General features: G+C 33.5%; 19 protein-coding genes. 2 read left to right on the top strand and 17 right to left on the bottom strand.

Going from position 1 to position 22,203, the window contains the following annotated elements:
• Positions 1-10: 10 nt before the first annotated feature.
• From BD847_RS06855 to uvrC, 10 genes are all read right to left on the bottom strand, one after another.
• Positions 11-346: a hypothetical protein gene (locus BD847_RS06855; RefSeq protein ID WP_115887559.1), complete on the bottom strand. Its 336-nt coding sequence runs from the start codon at positions 344-346 to the stop codon at positions 11-13.
• Positions 347-389: 43 nt separating this feature from the next.
• Complete coding sequence (locus tag BD847_RS06850; protein WP_115887558.1) at positions 390-1,010, bottom strand: hypothetical protein; 621 nt, start codon at positions 1,008-1,010, stop codon at positions 390-392.
• Positions 1,011-1,018: 8 nt separating this feature from the next.
• Complete coding sequence (locus tag BD847_RS06845; RefSeq protein WP_115887557.1) at positions 1,019-1,627, bottom strand: hypothetical protein; 609 nt, start codon at positions 1,625-1,627, stop codon at positions 1,019-1,021.
• Positions 1,628-1,710: 83 nt separating this feature from the next.
• A complete protein-coding gene (locus BD847_RS06840; RefSeq protein ID WP_115887556.1) occupies positions 1,711-2,931 on the bottom strand; it encodes a M23 family metallopeptidase in 1,221 nt (406 codons plus the stop codon).
• A gap of 31 nt (positions 2,932-2,962) precedes the next feature.
• Positions 2,963-3,895 carry a tryptophan 2,3-dioxygenase family protein gene (locus BD847_RS06835; RefSeq protein WP_115887555.1) on the bottom strand — a complete coding sequence of 311 codons (933 nt, stop codon included), beginning with the start codon at positions 3,893-3,895 and terminating at the stop codon, positions 2,963-2,965.
• Positions 3,895-4,665, bottom strand: coding sequence for a DUF3108 domain-containing protein (locus BD847_RS06830; RefSeq protein ID WP_115887554.1), 771 nt, complete (start codon positions 4,663-4,665; stop codon positions 3,895-3,897). Before BD847_RS06830 ends, BD847_RS06835 begins: the two co-directional genes overlap by 1 nt.
• Positions 4,666-4,959: 294 nt before the next feature.
• A complete protein-coding gene (gene hppD / locus BD847_RS06825; protein WP_115887553.1) occupies positions 4,960-6,120 on the bottom strand; it encodes a 4-hydroxyphenylpyruvate dioxygenase in 1,161 nt (386 codons plus the stop codon).
• Positions 6,121-6,344: 224 nt separating this feature from the next.
• On the bottom strand, positions 6,345-7,502 hold the full coding sequence (locus BD847_RS06820; protein ID WP_115887552.1) for a homogentisate 1,2-dioxygenase: 1,158 nt from the start codon (positions 7,500-7,502) through the stop codon (positions 6,345-6,347).
• A 314-nt stretch (positions 7,503-7,816) separates the two neighbouring features.
• Entirely contained in the window at positions 7,817-10,096 is a 2,280-nt protein-coding gene (locus tag BD847_RS06815; RefSeq protein ID WP_115887551.1) for a patatin-like phospholipase family protein, read from the bottom strand.
• 8 nt (positions 10,097-10,104) lie between these two features.
• Complete coding sequence (gene uvrC, locus BD847_RS06810; RefSeq protein WP_115887550.1) at positions 10,105-11,898, bottom strand: excinuclease ABC subunit UvrC; 1,794 nt, start codon at positions 11,896-11,898, stop codon at positions 10,105-10,107.
• A gap of 138 nt (positions 11,899-12,036) precedes the next feature.
• Between uvrC and BD847_RS06805 the strand changes: the two genes are divergently transcribed.
• Positions 12,037-13,017 carry a succinylglutamate desuccinylase/aspartoacylase family protein gene (locus BD847_RS06805; protein WP_115887549.1) on the top strand — a complete coding sequence of 327 codons (981 nt, stop codon included), beginning with the start codon at positions 12,037-12,039 and terminating at the stop codon, positions 13,015-13,017.
• Positions 13,004-13,573 (top strand): 5-formyltetrahydrofolate cyclo-ligase, encoded by a 570-nt coding sequence (locus BD847_RS06800; RefSeq protein ID WP_115887548.1) that lies wholly within the window; start codon positions 13,004-13,006, stop codon positions 13,571-13,573. The genes BD847_RS06805 and BD847_RS06800 overlap by 14 nt, the downstream gene beginning before the upstream one ends.
• Before the next feature lie 244 nt (positions 13,574-13,817).
• Here BD847_RS06800 and BD847_RS06795 read toward each other — a convergent pair whose 3' ends face one another.
• From BD847_RS06795 to BD847_RS06765, 7 genes are all read right to left on the bottom strand, one after another.
• Positions 13,818-14,561 carry a tetratricopeptide repeat protein gene (locus tag BD847_RS06795; RefSeq protein WP_115887547.1) on the bottom strand — a complete coding sequence of 248 codons (744 nt, stop codon included), beginning with the start codon at positions 14,559-14,561 and terminating at the stop codon, positions 13,818-13,820.
• A gap of 55 nt (positions 14,562-14,616) precedes the next feature.
• Positions 14,617-16,368 (bottom strand): BatD family protein, encoded by a 1,752-nt coding sequence (locus BD847_RS06790; protein WP_115887546.1) that lies wholly within the window; start codon positions 16,366-16,368, stop codon positions 14,617-14,619.
• Positions 16,369-16,491: 123 nt separating this feature from the next.
• The gene (locus tag BD847_RS06785) at positions 16,492-17,259 is read right to left on the bottom strand and encodes a tetratricopeptide repeat protein (protein WP_115888323.1); all 768 of its coding nucleotides are present in this window, start codon (positions 17,257-17,259) and stop codon (positions 16,492-16,494) included.
• Between the two features lie 141 nt (positions 17,260-17,400).
• A complete protein-coding gene (locus tag BD847_RS06780) occupies positions 17,401-18,435 on the bottom strand; it encodes a vWA domain-containing protein (protein ID WP_115887545.1) in 1,035 nt (344 codons plus the stop codon).
• A 144-nt stretch (positions 18,436-18,579) separates the two neighbouring features.
• Complete coding sequence (locus tag BD847_RS06775) at positions 18,580-19,581, bottom strand: vWA domain-containing protein (protein WP_115887544.1); 1,002 nt, start codon at positions 19,579-19,581, stop codon at positions 18,580-18,582.
• Positions 19,581-21,215 (bottom strand): hypothetical protein, encoded by a 1,635-nt coding sequence (locus BD847_RS06770; RefSeq protein WP_115887543.1) that lies wholly within the window; start codon positions 21,213-21,215, stop codon positions 19,581-19,583. Before BD847_RS06770 ends, BD847_RS06775 begins: the two co-directional genes overlap by 1 nt.
• Before the next feature lie 91 nt (positions 21,216-21,306).
• Entirely contained in the window at positions 21,307-22,170 is an 864-nt protein-coding gene (locus BD847_RS06765) for a DUF58 domain-containing protein (protein ID WP_115887542.1), read from the bottom strand.
• Positions 22,171-22,203: the final 33 nt, after the last annotated feature.

The raw sequence follows: 22,203 nt of genomic DNA, 5'->3' as shown, positions 1-22,203 counted from the left end.
TTTATGTGTGTTACTCGTTTTGTGTTCGTGTTGTTATTAAAATTGCACCATCATTTTCTTTATCATTATATATGATACGACTGCTATTTTGGTTTAAAAAATCTAAACTTTGAATGTCTGATTTTTTTAGAGGTAATAAAATTGTGTCTTGATCTTTATTGTATTTAAATGGAATTCCGTTGATCACGATTAGTGGTGCTTTGTTAATTGCATTTTTTTCAAAGGCATTGTTTATAAAATCTAAAACAAAATATTTGTTTTCATTTTTATCATTTAAAACAAAAGCTTTTGGGTGGGAACATCCAAATAATAGTATTGATGAGAATAGTAATAATGTCTGTTTCATTAATTGATATGAATGTAGAAAATTTTATTAGTTAGGAAGGTTTTTACCAAATCTTCCACCAAGGTTTTTTATTTACTTCGATAGTTTTCTTTTCGGTATTAATTTCAATTCTTTTTAAAGGTTCCGCTTTAATCTTAGAATCATCAAAAAAGAATTCACCGTTATCACTCATTCCAATTGGAGATTTGGTTCTTTCTTTCCAGTCTTCGGTTTGTAGTTCAGGAATTAAAGCAATATTAACTTTACCATTAAATTTTTTTCTTGCCTTTTCAATAATTTCTTCTTCCAGATTTGAAGATGAATTTTTAAAAAGAGTCAAAGAATTATCGGGAATGTTCAATAGAAAAATCTGAGTTTTATCTCCAATTTTATAAATATCCAAAACTTTAAAATAAGTAATTGTATCCAAAAGAAAGTGACCAATTTTTGCCGAGTCAGGATTAAATTTTGATAAATCTTTAGGATGCGCACTTGCAATTAAATATCTCAAATTTCCTGAAAATCCTCCGCCAAGAGAAGTCATATCTGTAAAGCCTTTTTCCTGAATGATCTGTCCGATTTTATAATTCGAAATCAAATTTTCCGGAACATTGGTGTCTCTGTAAAATAATTTTAAACCAGAAAAAGTTTCGTGATAAATTGTTTTAAGACGTGAATTTTTCATGACCTATTTTACTTGAATTGTAGTGTAACTAGAAAGTAGTGCGGAATTTTAAAATGTGTTCCGAGGTTTTCAGGTTTGATGTCAGATTGAACAACTTCGCAATAAGAACTTGATCCGTCATCATGTTTAGTTGGAGTTATGATGGCAAATACTGCGGTTTCCTGATTTGCCACTAAATTTAATTCTTTTTTGTTTCCAAAGAAATCTTTTAGCGCATATTGATCAGAGTCATCTTTTAAATTGAAGTATGATTTTTTGCTTCCAAAACCAGAACCCCGAATATAAGTTTTTAACTTTCCGTCAGTCATTTTAAATAAAAATTTTAGAGATTCTTTCTCTGATTTTATTTTGAAATAATCATTTCCTTCTCCGTCAAAAAGCACAGATTTGCTAATTAATTTTCCGTTTTTGAATTCCTGCAGATTGATTGAATATTGTTTTCCAATAAGATCTTTCCCTTCAAAATTTAGCTGTTCAATATAAATGTTTTCAAAATCAATTAAATTCTGAATGTCTTTATTTTCGCTTCCGTAATTACTGGTTACTTTGATGTTGTTTTGAGCAAAAGTAAAATTTGCAACTAAAGTGAGCAGAAATAAAAAGGTTTTAAATTTCATAAGTTAGTTTATTTATAGGTTTCAAATGTTTTCATTTTTAATGACTTAAGAAAGCTTTCGATAACGAATATAAATAATTATTCTTACAAATTGCCAATACTATCCAATTCTCTTTTTAAAGGTTCTATTTGTTTAAAGAAACGCGTTTTGTCATTTCCGGTCAGAGATTCTCCGGTTGGTAAATTTAGTCGAAGCGCATCTACCTGAACTCCATTTTTCCAGAAACGATAACAAACGTGAGGTCCGGAAGCTAAACCTGTGCTACCAACCAAGCCAATAGTTTGTCCTTGCGTAACACGTTGTCCGCGGCGAACCAAAATTCTGGACATGTGTAAATATTGAGTAGAGTAGGTTCCGTTATGTTTTACTTTTACAAAGTTTCCGTTTCCTGCGGTATATCCTGTGGCTTCAACAACTCCAGAGGCAGTTGTAGAAATTGGCGTTCCGGTTGGAGCTGCATAATCAGTTCCTTTATGCGCTTTCCAGGTATGTTGAACCGGATGAAATCTGTTCATTGTAAATCTCGAGGTGATTCGGCTGAATTTGATTGGTGTTTTTAAGAAAAAGTTTTTCAATGTTTTTCCTTCATCATCATAATATTCAACCTTTCCGGAAAGTGTGTCTTTTTCAAAAGGAAAAGCATAAACGATTTTACCTTTGTATTCAAAAAAAGCGGCTTCAAGCTCTTCAACTCCGTCGTATGTTTTACCATTGATAAAACGTTCGGTAAATATTAAACCATAACGATCGCCTTTTTTAAGTTTGAAGAAGTCAATTGACCAAGAAAATACTTTTGTTATTCGGCTAGCCAATGCTGTTTCTACATCTTCTCCTCCTAATGTTTCAGATAATGAAGTTTTTAGGACGCCACCAATAATTTTTCTTTTTAAAGTAACTGGTTTAATTTTTTTATACGCTTTTGCAATACTGTCTCTTAGATCAATAACATAATAAGTCAAAGCATCAGGTTGATAGATAAAAACCTGAAGTTTGTTAGTTTTGTTTTTTGAACGTAGTAATGTAAAAGGTTTGCCGTAACGAATACTTCTTACGTTGAAAGAGTCTTTAACCTGTTCCACAACATCGTGAACTTTGATGTCGCCAATATTTTGACTTTGAAGTATTGATCCAAAAGAATCTCCTTTTGAAATGGTATCATTTACAACATTAAAGTCTGCGTAATTAAAACCGAATTCTACTTTTTTGGTTTTGGGTTTGGTAATTTTGTTTTCTACTATTTCCTCTTTTTTATTGCATGAGAAAATAGAAAACAAGACTATTAAAATTACGACTGCTTTTTTCAAACTTTTTAAATTTTTGGGAGATTAAAGTGGTTTATTCATTTCCCCAATTGGACAATTCTTCTTCGGTCCACAATTTAGGAAAAAAGATGCGTCTTTGGTATTTTGGGTGCATATATTTTTGCCAGTCGCTTCCTCCGGTCGCTTCACCATTGCCTTTACCGCTTTCCAAAATATATTTTCTGGCAGTGTTAAGATGTTGCATTACCCAAGTAATATTTACTGTTTGGTCATAATGACGCATGGCAGCGATTAGTTCTGTATTTTGTTGATCTTCAACTGGAAGCTGTGTGAATTTTTGCCAAATATTTTTCGTTTTAAACGATGACATTTGTCTTAAAAATTGCTCTTTGTATTTTTTTTCGAACTCATTCAATAAGTATGATTTTTCGCCAGTATGATAATCTTTTCCGGCAGCTTGCCAATAAAGATGTTCGAAACTGGTTTCTAAATCGGTATTTTCGTCAAAATTTGCTTTGTATCTTCTGTCTGTTAGGTTAATTACATCAGTCGATGCAAATTCAATCATTCTATATTGTGCACTTTGAAAACCGCTGGCCGGAGTAAGAGTGTTTCTAAATTTCATATACTGATCGACTTCCATTCCGTTTTCCATGATGCTAAACGAATTGGTCAACATGTCAAAATAACGAGTAATTCTTGAAAGTCTTTCGCTGAAAAAATCTACCTGAATATTTTGTGCGTCAGCGATTTGATCAATTTCCCACAAAATCATTTTAAAAATTAATTCATTAACCTGATGATACATGATGAAAACCATTTCGTCAGGAAGCGTAGTACGTTGTATTTGTAAGCCTAAGAGGGCGTCGGTTTGAATATAATCCCAATATGTAATTGGTTTTGACCAAAGTAAACCTTCTAACTGAACTTCAGTTTTTTGATTTATAGCTTGGAATTTTTGATCAATTTCTTTTAAAATTGATTCTGAATGATCAGTAAGGTTCATTATTTTTTAACTTTAAATGGATTTTTTAATCCTTTATATTCATCAAGATCTGCTTTTAGTGATCCAACAGCAAGATCTGCTTTAATTCTAATAGGAACTTTGTTGTCGTCGTCTGTTATCCAGAGTGTTAAACTTTCTTTTTCTTTAAACACTCGACCGGTTTGTACAAGAGGTTTAAAAACCATTGTAGAAACGGTTCCAAATTTAGTCGTAATATCTTGACGGCCTACATATTTTAACTTAAATTTTGTGATTTCGTCATCAAAAAACATGTCAATTGTAATTGCTTCACCCGATTTTAATTTGTCAATATTCGGATGGTTTCTAAGGAAATAAAATGAAGACACGATATCTTGCACATTGTCAGTAATTACAATCGTTTTTTCAGTCTTTCGTTTGTAATCTTTTACCAGAACTTTGTTCTCTGACTGATTAAAAATACCTTCTTGATTTTTAGTATAACCGCCTTCATCAATTTTTCGAATATAACGGTACGGATTTCCATTTTCTTTGTCAAAATAACTTTCGTATAAATCTTCTACTTTAAAGAAAAATTTCGACATACCGGTTGTGTAACCTTTACCCACTGCATGATATACTTTTTTGTTGTTTACAGTGGCATCTTTAACTTCAAGTGTGGCATATCCGGCATTTACGATTCCATAATGAATTCTAAATTTGAAGAACTCTCCCGTGCCGAAAGCGTCTTCTTTTTGTGTGTCAAAACTAAATGCTGTGAGGATAAATATGAGGAGGATAAACTTTTTCATAGTACTGTTTTACAAATATTTAGAAGGATAATTGCAAATTCTATTCCAAATGTACCAAAACAAAAAAACTCAGTCAAGTAATGACTGAGTTTTTATGCTATTAACTAACCAAAAAACTATAAATTATGAAATTTATATCAATTCAGAAGGAAACCACCCCTTCTTGATTTGCGAGTGCAAAGATAGATAGAAAGTTCAAAAAATAAATAGCGAAAGTCAAGTTTAACATAACATTTGCATAAAAATCATCGTTTTACAGAGAATTTTTCTACATAATGCAAAAATATTGCGATTTTACAATGTTCCTCTCAATTCTTGCTCTCTTTCGATTGATTCAAAAAGGGCTTTAAAGTTACCTGCGCCGAATCCTTTTGCACCCATTCTTTGAATAATTTCGAAGAAAAGTGTAGGTCGGTCCTGAACTGGCTTCGTAAATATTTGTAAAAGGTAACCATCTTCATCGGCATCGACCATAATAGCAAGCTTTTCAATTTCATTAATGTCTTCTTTCATCATATCCATATGAACGCCTAGTCTTTCTGGGATTGCTTCATAATAGGTATGAGGAGGAGCTGACAAAAATTCGACACCACGAGCTCTTAATTGTGATACTGTTTTAATAATGTCATCTGTCGCGATGGCAATATGTTGAATTCCAGGTCCGCCGTAGAAATCTAAATATTCTTCAATTTGAGATTTTTTCTTTCCTTCAGCTGGTTCATTGATTGGGAATTTGATTCTTCCGTTTCCGTTTGACATTACTTTACTCATCAATGCAGAATATTCTGTTGTGATTTGTTTGTCATCAAAAGATAAGAAATTCACAAATCCCATTACGTCTTCGTAAAATTTTACCCAAGTATTCATTTCGTTCCAACCCACATTTCCAACCATGTGATCGATATATTTTAATCCCGTTGGTTCTGGATTGTAATCCGATTTCCATTCTTTATAACCTGGCAAGAAAATTCCGTTGTAATTTTTTCTTTCTACGAAAATATGAACCGTTTCTCCGTAAGTGTAAATTCCAGAACGGATCACTTGACCAAATTCATCTTCTTCAACAGTTGGTTCCATGAAAGAACGTGCACCACGTTTCATTGTTTCTTCGTAAGATTTTGTAGCGTCTTCAACCCAAAGTGCTGCAACTTTTACTCCGTCTCCATGTTTTTTCAAATGTTCATTGATTGGAGAATCTGCTGTTAAAGGCGTTGTTAAAACAATTCTGATTTTATCTTGTTTTAAAACATACGATGCTTTGTCTTTTACTCCAGTTTCTAATCCGGCATAAGCCAAAGACTGATATCCGAAAGCAGTTTTATAATAATGTGCAGATTGTTTTGCATTCCCCACATAAAATTCTACATAATCTGTTCCTAATAATGGAAGGAAATCCTGAGCTCCTTCAAATATTTTCTCTAATCCGTATTCTACTGATTTAACTTCTTTACTCATGATGTTTATTTGTTTAATCGGTTAATCGTTTAATTGATTTTTCCGAAATGTTGTGTTTGAAATTTGTTTTTTAACGCAAAGAGAGCAAAGATTTTTTTTAGTTAGATTTTATAAAATCGCTAAGAACGCAAAGCTTTGTGGACTTGGTTTGATAAAACTCTCTTAAAAAACTTTGTGAACTTTGTGTAAAATCCTTTGTGAACTTTGTGGTTAAATTCGACTAGTTATTCCGTCCAAGATTTGTAATACTTCCCGTCATCAAGACCCATAGCTTCTTCCGTTACCATAAGCGGACGGAAAGTATCAACCATAACGGCTAATTCCTGAGTTTCTTTATGACCAATACTGCGTTCCATTGCGCCTGGCGCTGGTCCGTGTGGAATTCCTTTTGGGTGTAAAGTGATGTGACCTTGCTCAATATTATTACGACTCATAAAATCGCCATCTACATAATATAGAACTTCGTCAGAATCTATATTGCTGTGATTGTACGGCGCCGGAATTGCTTTCGGATGATAATCGTAAAGTCTTGGGCAGAAAGAACAAACGACAAAAGTTGCCGTTTCAAAAGTTTGATGTACCGGAGGCGGTTGGTGAACACGTCCCGTTATAGGTTCGAAATTGTGAATTGAAAATCCGTATGGGAAATTATATCCGTCCCAACCCACAACGTCAAAAGGATGTGTTGCATAAACCACTTCGTGAATCATGCCTTCTTTTTTGATTTTAATTAAAAAATCACCTTTTTCGTCGTGCGTTTCCAATTCGCTTGGCAAAATAAAATCACGCTCACAAAACGGAGAATGTTCTAAATGCTGACCTGATTGGTTTTTGTATCGTTTTGGAGTATAAAAAGGAGAATACGATTCTACATAAAATAGTCGGTTTTCTTCTGTTTCAAATTCGATTTGGTAGATAATGCCGCGCGGAATAATCAAATAATCGCCATATTCAAAAGGAATATTCCCTAACATGGTTCTTAGTTTTCCTTTTCCTTTATGGATGAAAAGCATTTCATCGGCATCGGCATTTTTATAGAAATAATTTCGAAGCGATTCTTTCGGCGCAGCCAAACCAATAACGCAGTCTTTGTTGACTAACATGGCTTTTCGGCTGTCTAAAAAGTCGTTTTCGGGCTTTAATTCAAAACCTTTAAAAAGTAATGATTTTATATTTTTTCCGATTGCAATTTTTGGTTCAACCGAATAAGAATTTAATATCTCTTTTACCTGCGTTGGTCTGTGAACATGATAAGATAATGACGAATGTCCGTGAAAACCTTCTGTTCCAAATAATTGTTCGTAATAAAAACCTCCGTTTGGTTTTTCGAACTGGGTGTGTCTTTTTTGAGGAAAATCTCCAAGTTTATGATATAATGGCATGGCTTTTTCAATTAGATAATTTGTGAATTAGATAATTAGAAAATGTGAATTGCAGAGTTAATAATCGAATCAATTTGCATTGACCAATCATTTCAATTCGATAGAGCCATTATTCAGGATTTCTCTTGATTAGGAATTGAAGATACTCTAATAAACCTGTCCAATTTGTTTTCATTATAACAAATGTCGTAAATTTTTGCGAGTAAAAATAGAAATTATATTATTTATAACTAAAAGATATTTTGATTTTTTTGATATAATTTTTTGATAGCAAAAAAAAAGTACGATTTTATTGCACTATTCTAGATTAAATTCTAAAACAAGAATCCAATACTGAACCAGGTAAAGCTTTTAGACATTTCTGGTGACCAAGATTGTTTGATTTCTATTGGCCCAATAATAGTTTCTAAGCCATAACCTACAGCGTAACCTGAATATTTTGGCATCGAAATCCAATCAACTGTGCTAAAGATGTCGTCGCCAAGATTGGCAAAATTTGCAGAGAAATTGATATGGTTTTTCTTAATGATTTCGTAATCAAGTGTAATGTCTGTTTTTATATAGCTATTTCCAGAAATGCTTAGAAAATCATAACCATAGAAGTAATTGAAATTATTGATTTTGCTATAACCGTAACCTCCCAAAATATAGTCGAAATAAGGAACACTATCGCTACCAATATTAAATCCGGCCTCTGCACCAATTTTAAAAGTTGCTCTTTTAAATAATGTTTTAGCAACTGCAATTTCTGCTTTCGCCATCGAAAAAGGTTTGAAGGTATGATTGTAATCGGAAGATGCTAAATAAGTCTGTACGTCGCTGGAGAAATATAGTCCGGAGCGCGGAAAGCTTTTTTTGTCAAAAGAATCATATTTTAAATATCCAAAAACACTGAAATAATTGCTTTTATCAATTATGTTTCCACTATTTGAAAGCGTAGGTGAATCGATTTTTAAATATTTGTATTCCAAACCGCCACCCATTAAAAACTTCTGAACAAAAATAGTTTGAAAATAAGCCTGATTGGTAATATCAAAAAAATCAACATTGATAAGATTTACATTTGGATTTGAAGCTTCAAGCTGACTAATGCTTCTGGTGACATTTCTATTAAACTGATTTAGCCTTGAGCGAAAACCGAAACTAATGTTGAATCCATTTTCGACATAATAATTTAAATCATATCTAAAATTATCACCCAAAATAATGTCGAAAGAAGTAACATCATTTTTTAGAAATGTTTTTTTATGAGTCAGGTTTAGTAAAATCGCACTTTTATATAAGCCGTCATAATGCAAACCCAGTTTTAGATAGGTTTGCGTTGGATTTTCTTTTAAAACGAGATCCAAATCATCATCTGCACCATTTGGTTGCAGACAGTATGAAATCGTACTGAAGTTTTCGGTAGCATTTAAATTATTAATTCCGGTTTTTAAATCATTATATGTAATAGTGCTTCCCGGTTTGAAACGAAGTTTACCGTTGATGTATTCTTTAGTATAATTGTCTAATTTATCGACATTTATTTTTTGTATTTCTAAAGTGTCTGTACTAAGTTTTAGTTTCGGTTTTTTATAAAAAGTTTCTTCGGTTACTAATGATTTGATCTTTTCATAAACAGCAAAAGTAGCTTCTTCACCTTTTCTGATTATTTCTTCACCTCGGTCGAATGAAATTACACCAAAGTCACGAATATCAGGTTTGATATAAATATCAGTGTCTTTTACTTTGCTTTTCATTTTTTCAATCGACTGTAGATTGGTAATCTGAACTAATATTCTTGTTGCGTTTTTCAGTTTTTTACGATTCATCAAATCGTCCTGAACATCAACTCCAATAATAATATCAGCGCCAAGATTACGAACTTCTTTAATTGGATAATTATTTACAACACCACCGTCAACAATTAGATTGCCATCGATTTCAACGGGAGTAAACAACGACGGAAAAGCCGCACTCGCCATCATTGCCTGAACGAGATTTCCTTTGTTGAGCAAAACTTCTTCGCCGGTTTCAATATTTGTTCCGATACATAAAAATGGAGTGGGCAATTGATTGAAATCGCGAACATGACGCACATTTCTGGTCAGGCTGCTCAAAAGATTATAATTATACATTCCTTTTGAAAGTGCTTCAGGAATTCCTATTTTGAAATTACTGAAAGGCAAAGTGATAGCATACAATTCATCATTTTTTTTGCCGTAAAAGTTTTTTGATGAACGCGGAATATAGTCATTAATCAGTTCGTCAAAATTTGTTTTTTTGAAAATAGAATCAATTTGTGAAGCATTATAACCAGATGCATAAAGTCCGCCAATTACAGATCCCATACTTGTTCCGCCAATATAATCAATTTTGATTCCGGCTTCTTCCAGTACTTTCAAAACGCCAATGTGGGCAAAACCTTTGGCGCCACCACCACTTAAAACCAAACCAATTTTTGGTCTTTTCACACTGTCTTGTTTCTGTTCTTGCGAAAATGATTTTTCAGGAAAGAGTAGAAGAATGAATAGTACGAATGCTATGCCCCAAATGGAATTTAAACAAAATCCTTTTGACTTATTGTGTGCAATTAAAAGCTCGTTTGGGCGCATAAAGAATTTTAGTTGGTTTTGTAAAAGTCGACAATTTTTTTGGCTTTTGAAACTCCTATAACGGCGGATATTTCTTTTTCTGATGCCAATTTTAATCTTTTAACACTTTTGAAATGCTGGATTAAAGTTAGCATTGTTTTTTCTCCAATTCCCGGAATACTTTCTACAGAAGAATTAAGTGCTGCTTTGCTTCGTTTATCACGGTGAAAGGTAATCCCGAATCGGTGTGCTTCATTTCGTAATTGCTGAATTACTTTTAAAGTTTCCGATTTTTTGTCCAGATATAACGGAATCGAATCGCCGGGATAAAAAAGTTCTTCAAGTCGTTTTGCGATTCCAATAATGGCAATTTTTCCGCGAAGTCCTAATTCGTCAATACTTTTTAAGGCTGCAGATAATTGTCCTTTTCCACCGTCAATAATAATCAATTGCGGCAAAGGTTCATTCTCTTCTAATAATCTTTTATAACGTCGGCCGACAATTTCAGTCATCGAAGCAAAATCGTCTGGGCCTTCAACAGTTTTTACATTAAAATGGCGGTAGTCTTTTTTACTCGGTTTCCCATCTTTAAAAACAACACAGGCCGCAACCGGATTTGTTCCCTGTATATTCGAGTTGTCAAAACATTCAATATGTCGAGGTTCAACCGGAAGACGCAAATCTTTTTGCATTTGTGCCATAATTCGGTTGGTATGTCGATCCGGATCTACAATTTGTAATTGTTTTAATTGTTCGATTCGGTAGAATTTTGCATTTCGAATCGACAACTCCAAAATCTGTTTTTTATCACCAAGTTGTGGAACGGTAGTTTTTATGTTTTCTCCCAAATCAATTTCAAACGGAACAATAATTTCTTTAGATAATAATTGAAAACGTTCACGAAGTTCTACGATTGCCAATTCTAATAATTCTTCATCAGTTTCGTCCAGTTTTTTCTTCATTTCCAAAGTATGCGAACGAATAATCGAACCGTGAGAAATCTGTAAAAAATTGACAAAAGCGGCACTTTCATCTGATACAATCGAAAATACATCGATGTTGGTAATCTTCGGATTGATAATGGTCGATTTGGATTGGTAATTCTCCAAAACCTCTATTTTTTCTTTGATTTTCTGCGCTTCTTCAAATTGTAAATTTTGCGCATAAGTGTTCATTAATTTTTTAAAATCCTTTAAACTTTCCTTGAAATTTCCTTTTAGAATTTCGCGGATCGCATCGACTTGCCTTTGATACTCTTCCAAAGGCTCCAAACCTTCACAAGGACCTTTACAATTACCAATATGATATTCAAGGCAAACTTTAAATTTTCCTGAATCAATATTGGACTGACTCAAATCGAAATTGCAAGTTCGCAGCGGATACAATTCTTTGATTAAATCCAAAATTGTATGAACGGTTTTGAAACTGGTGTAAGGGCCAAAATATTCAGAACCGTCTTTGACCATTCTTCTTGTAGAAAATATTCTCGAAAAAGGCTCTTTTTTAATGCAAATCCAAGGATAACTTTTGTCATCACGAAGCAGAACATTGTAGCGCGGCTGTAAAGTTTTGATTAAATTGTTTTCTAATAAAAGCGCATCGGTTTCAGTAGGAACGACGATGTGTTTTATTGTAACAATTTTTTTGACTAAAACGTTCGTTTTAGCCGTATCATGAATTTTATTGAAATAAGAGGAAACTCTTTTTTTTAAGTTTTTGGCTTTTCCAACATATAAAATCTTCCCGTCTTTATCATAATATTGATACACGCCAGGATTGTCCGGCAAGGTTAGAATTTGAAGATCTAAGGAGGATTTTTGCATTCTTAATTGTTTCTGAAGATAGAATGCTAAGCGGTTTCAAAAATCATTCCGATTTATCGAAAAAAGCTTAACATCGATTTAGTTTCAAATTTACAAAATCAAAAGAATAATTTCTATATTTAGCTTTTATAATTCTTTATGAAAAATAGTAAGCCTTTGGTTATCTTCGATGAAGCAATTTTGCCGGGAGAGAGCAGAACAATCAATGTTGAAATCGCAAGATTGCATACCACTACAAAACTGAATATTCCGGTAATTGTACGTCGTTCAAAGATTGAAGGTCCTGTTGTTTTATTTTCGGCAGGAATTCATGGCGACGAAATAAACGGGGTTGAAATTGTGCGTCAAATTATCAGCAAGAAAATAAATAAACCTGCGCGTGGCACCATTATCTGTATTCCAATTATCAACATGTATGGTTTTGTAAACAAGTCGCGTGAGTTTCCTGACGGACGCGATCTAAATCGTGTTTTTCCAGGAAGCAAAAAAGGATCTTTGGCGAGCCGCTTTGCCTATCATATCGTAGAGGAAGTTTTGCCGATTTTAGATTATGCAGTAGATTTTCATGCCGGAGGTGCAAGCCGATTTAATGCGCCGCAAATCAGAATTACCGAGAACAATCCAGAGTTGAAAGTTTTGGCGGATGTCTTTAATGCGCCTTTTACATTATATTCAAAAAATATTAGCGGCTCATTTAGAAATACATCGGAAAAAGCAAATGTAAAAATGTTGCTTTTTGAAGGCGGAAAATCTCTTGATATTAATAATGATATTGCCAATGAAGGGATTTTGGGTGTAAAAAGATTGCTGAATTATCTGGAAATGCTCGATTCTAAACAACTGGTTGAAGCGGCACCTGTTCCGTCTATTTATATTAAAGATTCGGTTTGGCTGAGAGCCAAATGTTCAGGACTTTTACACGATTTTAATTTAATTGGGAAATTTGTAACCAAAGGAACTATTCTGGCCATTATTACCGATCCTTTTGGTAAATTTGAACAGAAAGTAAAAGCCCCGCACGACGGATTTGTTATTAATGCAAATCATTCTCCAATTGTGTACGAAGGCGATGCAATTTATCATATCTCAAAAAATAGTCCTGTAAATGGCGACGAGTAAAAAAGAACTTAGAATACAGTATAAAAATTTACGCGCAACACTTTCTGAAGAAGAAATTGAAGAAAAAAGTCTGGCTGTTGCCAATAATTTAATTCAGTTGCCAATTTGGGATAAAACCTATTTTCATGTTTTCCTTCCAATTGTTGAACATAAAGAAGTTGATACAGAATTTGTACTGCATTTGCTTTCCGGAAAAGACAAAGAAATTGTGATTTCGAAAAGTGATTTTGAAACGCGCTCTATGACTCATTTTTTATTGACGGATAATACCAAAATCAAAAAAAACGAATATAATATTCCAGAACCAGTAAACGGACTTCAGGTTCCGAGTTCAAATATTGATGTTGTTTTTGTCCCTCTTTTAGTTTTCGATGTTCACGGAAATCGCATTGGTTACGGAAAAGGATTCTACGATAAATTTTTATCAGAATGTAGACCAGAAACCATAAAAATTGGACTTTCCTTTTTTGAAGCTGTAAGTCAGATTGACGATATTTTTGAATCCGATGTAAAATTGGATTATTGTGTGACGCCTGAAAAGGTTTACGAGTTTTAAATTTTACTCAACTTTTGTCGATATGCTGGACGTAGACGCACTGCCGTGCGCCTCTACGATATATGTTGTATTGATAATTTTAGAGGTAATAAATTTCCGTAATCAAAATCGTAGAGACGCATTTTAATGCGTCTGACAAAGATTGTAGATATTCTGCGTCTGACAAATTTTGTAGATATAGAAAATCCCAAACCTCAATTTTACAATTGAAATTTGGGATTTTTTTATTTGAATTTTTAAAAATTTATTTCACTTCCTTAATAGTTTCGGCATCGAGCCAACCTTCAGTACCATCAGTAAGTTCAACTTTTCTCCATTTCCCTAAGGATTCCGTTACGTAAACTTTTGCACCTTCGTGTAATAGAAAAATTGCGGCTCCACCTTTTTGCGGTTCGCTTCGCACTTCACTTAATTCAGCGAAAACAATTGCTGGGCGATCATTATCAAAATGACTTTTCTCAGACATTCCTGCAGAAATACTTAAAGCCAGTACAACTAACAAAATAAACATTCCAATGAAATAAATTCTTTTTGTGAGCGTAAGCTGTGAAAAGTAATACCCAATAAAGCTCAATAAGAAAAGAAAGCCAATTGCAACAGAAATTTTTGCCCAAGTGTTATAATCAAAAATACCGGTAAAATTCTGAATCAGTTTTGCAAAACCAACTTTTGGAACTTCTTTGATTTCGTCGATTGTCAGTTTTTTGGCAAATTTTAAGTTGTTCAGCACATCCGGATCATGAGGTTTTAACACCAAAGCTTTTTCATAATTGTAAATTGCCGGAGCAACTTTATTCATCTTATAATAGCTGTTGGCCAAATTAAAGTAAAGTTCAGCAGAATGCTGCTTGTTTTCCTTTATAACAGCTTCATAAGCCTGAACAGCTTCTGGATAATTGCCTCTTTGATACATGGCATTACCTTTCTCAAAGCTTTGAGCAAAGAAAAACTGTGTGATTAATAAAAAGAGATATACTATATTTTTCATTTTATTTTCTTTAAACCTAACAGGTTTTAAAAACCTGTTGGTTTGATTTTTTAAACTAAACGATTTGTTTTTCTAATTCTGAAATAATTAAAACAGCTTTATCAAAATCTTGCTGAATCGATGCGCTTGATGCCGGAGCATATCTTGCAAATTCGCAGTTTTCAGTCAAAATAATGAAACTTTGAACAGATTCCGGATTAGCATTTCTAGACAATAAAAGTTCGCGAATATTGTCTTTGCTCATTTCTGAGGTTTCGATATGCAGTTTTGCTTTTAGGAAATTATGCATCGCTTTTTCCAGGGCAATATAAAATGCTTCCTTGTTGTTAAGTTGTTTTTTAGCTTCAGAAAGGTATTTTTTAGCAAGCCTATTGTTCATTTTGATACGGTTTCCGGTAACGTCTCCGTCAATAGCTTCTTTTTTCTTCTTAGCAATAATGATAATTGGCAAGATAATGAAAGGAGCAAGCAATAATGCATAATACAAATCAGAGCCATAAAAATCATCTTTCGCTATAGAAACTAAAGTAGTTTTAGATTTGATGTATTTGAATTGTTCTGTTTTCGAAATTACATTTTTAGCAGCATTTGCTGTACTGTTTGCTTCAGCTTGCATTGGTCCATCTAAAACATCAATAGCAATTTCTTCAGAAGTTATCGTTTTGTAAGAGCCGCTATTCAAATCAAAATAAGAAAACTGCATTGGTTTGATTACATATTTTCCTTTGTATTGTGGTACGATGGTATACTTATCTGAGATTCTTCCTGACATTCCTGCTAATGAAGTAGTGACTTTTTCATCATGAACAGGATCATACATTTCTAATGCATTTGGCACAACCGGTTTAGGCAAAGTAAAAAGTTTCATGTTTCCGGTTCCGGAAGCACTTACTATTAAATCTAAACCTTCTCCGCTTTTTACACTTGTTTTTGAAGGTGTAACAATGAAATTAAACTTACCAACCGCACCACTGAATCCTTCAGGTTTTCCAGTTTCAGGAAGTGGTCGTACGTTTATTGTTTTGGCTCCTGCCGAAACTACTTTATTATCTACAGTCGTAATCATCTGTCCGAACATATTACGGCGATCTGTAGGCAATTCTACACCAATATCCAGTGAAAGCGGTTCGATTGTTAATCTACCCGATTTTTGTGGATATAAAATGGTTTTCTTCAGGATGACAAAATAACATCTTTGGCCCTGATAACTTCCTTCTTCTATTGAAAGTTGTTTGATGTCAATATTCTGATTCCAGAAATCATTGTATTTTGGTTTAGCCAATTCTTTAAAACCAGTTACGCCAATATTGTTGAAATACAATTTGTAAACAACTGTAATTGGTTCGTTCAGATACGGATTTGTTTTAGAAATTTCAGCAACAAGATTTAGTGTTTCGCTGCCTTGACCTTGTTGCGGTCTGTCATTAGGATCCCTTTCCTGAGCGACTGCATTGGTAACTACAATTTTAATAGGCGAGGTTTTGTAAATCTGTCCATTAAATTCAATTGCAGCTTGCTTGATAGTAAGCGTACCTTTTTGGTTGGGTTGTAAAATATAAGAATAGATTTTTTGAAAAGAACTTCTTCCGTTAACCCAGGATTGACTGATTTGCTGACTTGGCCCAGCCACGATTTTAAAACCGTCAAAAGAAGGCTGATCGAAATTGTCTCCGTCAACATTCATAATGAAGTCAATACGAAGTCTTTCGTTTAGTCCAAGCGTGTTTTTGCTTACTCTGGCTTCAAATTGAACCTGAGCCAAAAGTCCTTGAAAAGTGAATAGAAATAAAATTAAATATCTTTTCATTAATTGTTTAATCGGTTTTTTCTTTGTTGTTTAATTGTTTAACTGTGAAATCGTTTAATCGATTTTTTGTCTAACGGATCTTTCCAAATAAACAAATAAACAATTAAACGATTAAACTTTTATTTACCAGTCTTTTTCTGCTTTCTTAGGATTTCCTTTTACTTTTTGGGCATTGACTTTATCCTGAATTTTCTTTTCTTCGTTATTCACTGCATCTAACAAATTCTGAACACGATCTTTTGAGATTCCTCCAGGCTGTGGTTTTGGTTGTCCGTTGTTGTCTGATTTATCATCTTTTTTCGGATCATTTTTGCCATCTTTTTTGTCCTTGTCCGGATCGCCTTTGTCGTCTTTTTTATCCTTGTCTTTATCTTTGTTTTTATCCTTGTCTTTGTCCTTATCTTTATTTTTATCCTTGTCCTTGTCTTTATCTTTGTTTTTGTCCTTGTTGTCGTTCTTAGGCGGATTTTCTTTTAGTTTTTGTTTTGCTAAAGCGTAATTATATCGTGTTTCCTCATCTGTTGGATCATTTCTTAATGCATCTTTGTATGCTGCAACAGCCTGCGTATAATCCTTCTCTTTCATGAAAACATTCCCAAGATTGTGAAAAGCTTTATGTTTTTCAGGTCGGGTTTTGGCATTTTTTATCGCTCTTGCGTAAGAGTATTTCGCTTCAGAAATCTGGTTTTGTTTGTAAACAGTATTTCCTAAGTTGTATGACGCACTGGATTTTTTTGGAAATTTTGATTGCGAAATTCTATAATTAGCTTCTGCATCAACAAATTTATTCTGCTTATATTCTTCATTCCCGTCAGGCAATGCTTTGTCCTTTTCCTGAGCAGAAACTGCCAAAGAAAACGTTAGTAAAATATAAAGAAGTAAATTTTTCATTCTAAATTTTTTTATTTTTTTGGTTGCCACGAATTTCACCAATTATCGCGAATTCGATTTTTATGCATTTTTTGAATTTCACTAAACAGATTATTTAAAATGTGTTTTCGTGTAAATTTGTGTAATTAGTGGCGAACTTTATTATTTCTTTTCATTAAATAAATTCAACTCTTTTATCCAGTTTGTTTTTCTTTCCAAAAGGAAAATGTCAACGAATAGCAATAAAAATGCAAACCCGATAAACCACTGAAATTGCGATTGAAATTCGGCCATTTGTGTGGCTTCGAATTCTGTTTTCTGAATGTTATTTAAAGCATTTTTTACATACTCCAAAACCTCTTTGGTGTTACCACCGTAAACATAACCTCCTTTAGTGGCTTTTGCAATTGTTTTTAAACCTTCCTGATTTAATTTGGTAATTACAATCTGACCGTTTTGATCCTTTTGATGATCTCTCACAACACCATTTTCTTTCAACGGAATTGTGCTTCCTTTTTCAGTACCAATACCAATGGTGATGATTTTCATTCCAATTTTATTCGCTTCTTCTGCAGCCGTACTTGCGCCTTCAGAATGGTCTTCTCCATCAGAAATCAAAATCAGTAATTTGCTTGTTTTGCTTTTTTCATCAAAATAAGTCGATGATAATCGAATAGCTTCATCCAGCGAAGTTCCTTGTGATGAAACCATGTCTGGGCTCATACTTTGAAGAAACATTTTGGCAACACTATAATCAGTAGTGATTGGCAAAACCGGGAAAGCACTTCCCGCATATGCTACAATACCAATTCGGTCGCTTCCTAATTGATTGATGATTTGCGAAACGATTTGCTTGCTTTTCTCCAAACGACTTGGTGCAACATCTTCGGCAAGCATACTTTTAGAAACGTCGACGGCGAAAACAATATCAATACCTTCACGTTTTACAGTTTCCATTTTAGTTCCAATCTTCGGATTTACTAAACCGATAATTAAACACGCAAATGCTAAAAGTATAATCGATAGTTTTAATATTGGCTTAAAAACAGAACTTTCAGGGCTCAGTTTTTTTACCATTTCCAAATCACCAAATTCACGCTGTTTTTTTCTTTTCCAATATAAATTGAAAAGGAAAATGCACACCACAATTGGGAGCAGAAATAAAAGGTATAAATATTTTTTTTCGTCTAATTCCATAAATTTTTTAAAATTCCAAATCCCGAAACGTGGGGATAAATTCCAAATTCCAATTTCTGTTGATTGTCTAAAAAGCTTGTTTTAAAATTCCAATTTCCAATTGTTATTTGGAATTTAAAATTTGGAATTTTTTGATTTGAAAAATCAAATAAAGCTTCTATAAACTGTATTTCTTAAACCAACTTCCAGTAATAATAAAATGACCGCAAGTAATGCAAAAGTTCTGTATTTCTCGTCGTAATCGTAAAATTTCAATTCCTGAATTTCGGTTGTTTCTAACTTATTGATTGCGTTGTATATCTGTGCCAATCGGTCATTACTTGTTGCTCTAAAATAAGTTCCGTCTGTTTTACGAGCAATGCTTTTCATTAATTGTTCGTCGATTTCAACTTTCTGCATCTTAAATAAAAATCCTCCATTTGGAGCATAAGCATAAGGAGACGGCGCCATTCCGTTCGTTCCGATTCCTATAGTATATACTTTTATCCCGTATTGTTTAGCAATATCAGCAGCAGTTTCCGGTTCAATGAAGCCGGCGTTGTTAACACCATCTGTCATTAAAATAATTACGCGACTTTTTGCCTTACTGTCTTTTAGTCTGTTTACAGCTGTTGCCAGTCCCATTCCAATTCCAGTTCCATCCTGTAAAGCGGTATCGTACTTAATATCTTTGATAGCTTCTAAAATAATAGCTTTATCGCTTGTAACAGGTGTTTTTGTGTAAGCTTCTGAAGCATACAAAACCAATCCTATTCTGTCATTTGGTCTTTCTCCAACAAAATCTGCAGCCACTCTTTTTAAAGCTTCCATACGGTTTGGCTTTAAATCTTTCGCCAACATAGATCCAGAAACGTCAATAGCCATTACAATGTCAATTCCTTTTGTTGTTTTGGTTTGGTTGCTGATATCTACTGTTCTTGGTCGAGCCAAAGCAATAATTAAACAAGATAAGGCAAGGATTCTAAAAACATACAAACAAGGTTTTAGTTTCGTTAATAGTGATGCACTATTTTTGAAACCTTGCGTCGAGCTCATTTTTAAAGTAGCCGATTGCTGGTTGCGTTTCCAGAAAAACCAAGCAATGGCAATTGGTATTAATAAAAATAGCCAAAAGAATTCCGGATTTAAAAAAGTGATCTTACTCATTAGTTGCTTGCTCTTTGAAGTTCAACAGAATTTAAAATTCGAGTTGTAATCTCGTTAGCGTATGTATCGCCTTCTTCGTGTAAAATCATGATTTGCTGTAAACCTTGATCTTGTTTGAAAAGTAACAATTCATAATATGCTTTTGTACTCGTTTTCGTCACCGGATTAAGAACAGACATTGTTCCGTAACCTTTAACTCCCTGAATGCCTTCATTTGTTTGAAAATCTTCTTGCTTCACAATAATATTTTGTCCGCCTTGAGCTTCAATAACCTTCAATGATCCTTCAAGGGCTTTACTTAAATCGATATCAGTTGGTTGTTTGAATTTAGTTGTAGAAACGGTAACATAGAAATTGTCAATCATACTTCCGTATACAAAAAGTTGCATTTCTTTAATTAACGCCATTGTTTCCTTTGGAAGTACTTTTTCAGTATCCATTCTTTTTAAAACCTTTGGAGTTTCAATAATAACAGCCGGATTTCCGTAAGCACTTTTTACCCATTCGCCTTCTAATAATTCTTTAGAAGGATGACCAATTAAATTGTCTTTCACGTAAGTGAAACCTTTTGTTACGACAAAGTAAGTTGTAGTTGCCGTTAATAAAAATACCACAGTCGCAATTGCGTAACCAATTCTTGCATTTCGTTTTTTACGAAGTTGTATCTGAATTTGTTTTTGTCTTTGCGCTTCATTCAATAACTGATCTTCAATTTCTTCTGGAACTTCAGTTGGAATTGCGCTGTCAAGTGTTAAAATTACTTTCTGGATTTTATTTCTGTCTTCGGTAATTTCAAAATCCAATGGTTTCGATTTAGCAAATTTTACCAAATCGGCCTGACGTAAAACGCGTTCTAAATTCTCAACGGTTTCTGGCGTCAAGGTCATTTTCTTTTTAGTAGAAGCGGCTTTGATTGCTGCAATTAATTCAGACGTTGTGCTTTCCATCGCCGGAATATGAATTGCCTCTTCAATATAATTTCGGGCAATATCAGTCAATTCACTATAGTATTCTTTTACTTCACCTTTTTGAACAAGTTCTTTTTGCTCTAAATTGTTTAGTAAGCTTGTTGCTTTTTCAATAGGCGTTTTGTAAACCTCTTCTTCAATTTTTTTCTGTTGGCGTTTTTTCACAAACCAATATACGAAAGCGCCAATTCCTAAAATGATAACTAATGCCAAAACATATTTCCACCAGTTTCCAATGCCTTCGTCAGCATTACTGATGGTTTTTATATCATACATCTTTTGCTGTAGAGTGTCAACTTTTACATTTGCAACTTCTACCTTTATAGAATCTGATAAATAAGGCTTTTTGTCAATTAAAATTTTGATTGATGGAATTGTATATTTCCCCGAATCAAATTGAGTTAAGCCATATTTCTTGATAAGCTCATAATTGCCATCTTTCTTAACCGTATCAATAGGATAGGATTGTATAACCTCTAAAGGGCCAATGTTTTTTAGTTTTGGAAAAACAACTTTTGATTTTGAACTTACCACTGTTTTCAGCGTAAGCTTAAACTCGGCACCAATTTTATTTTTAGTGGTATCAACACTTGTTTCTACTTGTTTTTGTTGTGAAAAAACAGTGGAAGTAAGTAAAAATAAAAATATGTAAAACTTTAATTTCATTTGATTTTTGATTCAGATTTTGGCCTAAAACGAATACTTAATTTTTGAAAATTTATTTTTTTGAAAATCTAATAATTATTAAAGTCTTAAATTAACGAGACTTAAAATAACCGAGTAATTTAGTTACGTAATTTTCGTCTACTCTGGTGTTTACTACACCAGCACCAGATTTGCTAAAAGTTTCCTTGAAATAATTTACTCTTTCGTGATAATGTTTCTCATAATTCATACGTACTGATTTTGAGCCCGTATCAACTAGTTGAATTTTTCCCGTTTCAGCATCAAGCATGGTAACCATTCCTAAATTCGGGATTTTTTCTTCACGAATATCATAGACACGAACGCCGGTAAGGTCGTGTTTTTTGGAAGCAATTTTTAAGGTTTGCTCATAATTTTCAGACATGAAATCTGAAATCATAAAAACAATAGCTTTCTTTTTCTGCGTGCCTGATAAAAATTTCAGCGCTTGTGAAATATCAGTTTTTTGACTTTTAGGTTCAAATTCGATTAGCTCACGAATGATTCTCAAAACATGAGAACGACCTTTTTTTGGAGGGATATAAAGCTCAACATTGTCTGAGAATAATATCAAGCCAATTTTGTCATTGTTTTGTGTAGCCGAAAAAGCCATCGTTGCCGCAATTTCGGTGACGATGTCTTTTTTGAATTGATTTTTAGAACCAAAAGATTCCGAACCCGAAATGTCGACCATTAAAACCATAGTCAATTCGCGTTCTTCCTCAAATACTTTAACGTGAGCTTCGTTGTAGCGTGCGGTTACATTCCAATCGATGTTACGAATATCATCTCCGTATTGGTATTGACGCACCTCGCTAAACGTCATTCCTCGTCCTTTAAATGAAGAGTGGTATTCTCCCGAAAAGATATGATTGCTCAGTCTTTTGGTTTTGATTTCTATTTTCCGTACTTTTTTTAAAAGCTCTTTTGTATCCATTTCTTTAGTTTTCAGTCGCAGTTTTCAGTCGCA

Source organism: Flavobacterium cutihirudinis, assembly GCF_003385895.1.
GTDB lineage: Bacteria > Bacteroidota > Bacteroidia > Flavobacteriales > Flavobacteriaceae > Flavobacterium > Flavobacterium cutihirudinis.
This window is presented reverse-complemented; position numbering and strand designations above follow the sequence as displayed.

Bases quoted from the DNA above. Each gene is read 5' to 3' on its own strand.
- hppD (WP_115887553.1), bottom strand. From the start codon at position 6,120: ATGAGTAAAGAAGTTAAATCAGTAGAATACGGATTAGAGAAAATATTT.
- BD847_RS06775 (WP_115887544.1), bottom strand. From the start codon at position 19,581: ATGAGTAAGATCACTTTTTTAAATCCGGAATTCTTTTGGCTATTTTTA.
- BD847_RS06850 (WP_115887558.1), bottom strand. From the start codon at position 1,010: ATGAAAAATTCACGTCTTAAAACAATTTATCACGAAACTTTTTCTGGT.
- BD847_RS06805 (WP_115887549.1), top strand. From the start codon at position 12,037: ATGAAAAATAGTAAGCCTTTGGTTATCTTCGATGAAGCAATTTTGCCG.
- BD847_RS06820 (WP_115887552.1), bottom strand. From the start codon at position 7,502: ATGCCATTATATCATAAACTTGGAGATTTTCCTCAAAAAAGACACACC.
- BD847_RS06830 (WP_115887554.1), bottom strand. From the start codon at position 4,665: ATGAAAAAGTTTATCCTCCTCATATTTATCCTCACAGCATTTAGTTTT.
- BD847_RS06855 (WP_115887559.1), bottom strand. From the start codon at position 346: ATGAAACAGACATTATTACTATTCTCATCAATACTATTATTTGGATGT.
- BD847_RS06765 (WP_115887542.1), bottom strand. From the start codon at position 22,170: ATGGATACAAAAGAGCTTTTAAAAAAAGTACGGAAAATAGAAATCAAA.
- uvrC (WP_115887550.1), bottom strand. From the start codon at position 11,898: ATGCAAAAATCCTCCTTAGATCTTCAAATTCTAACCTTGCCGGACAAT.
- BD847_RS06815 (WP_115887551.1), bottom strand. From the start codon at position 10,096: ATGCGCCCAAACGAGCTTTTAATTGCACACAATAAGTCAAAAGGATTT.
- BD847_RS06835 (WP_115887555.1), bottom strand. From the start codon at position 3,895: ATGAACCTTACTGATCATTCAGAATCAATTTTAAAAGAAATTGATCAA.
- BD847_RS06845 (WP_115887557.1), bottom strand. From the start codon at position 1,627: ATGAAATTTAAAACCTTTTTATTTCTGCTCACTTTAGTTGCAAATTTT.
- BD847_RS06770 (WP_115887543.1), bottom strand. From the start codon at position 21,215: ATGAAATTAAAGTTTTACATATTTTTATTTTTACTTACTTCCACTGTT.
- BD847_RS06795 (WP_115887547.1), bottom strand. From the start codon at position 14,561: ATGAAAAATATAGTATATCTCTTTTTATTAATCACACAGTTTTTCTTT.
- BD847_RS06780 (WP_115887545.1), bottom strand. From the start codon at position 18,435: ATGGAATTAGACGAAAAAAAATATTTATACCTTTTATTTCTGCTCCCA.
- BD847_RS06800 (WP_115887548.1), top strand. From the start codon at position 13,004: ATGGCGACGAGTAAAAAAGAACTTAGAATACAGTATAAAAATTTACGC.
- BD847_RS06790 (WP_115887546.1), bottom strand. From the start codon at position 16,368: ATGAAAAGATATTTAATTTTATTTCTATTCACTTTTCAAGGACTTTTG.
- BD847_RS06785 (WP_115888323.1), bottom strand. From the start codon at position 17,259: ATGAAAAATTTACTTCTTTATATTTTACTAACGTTTTCTTTGGCAGTT.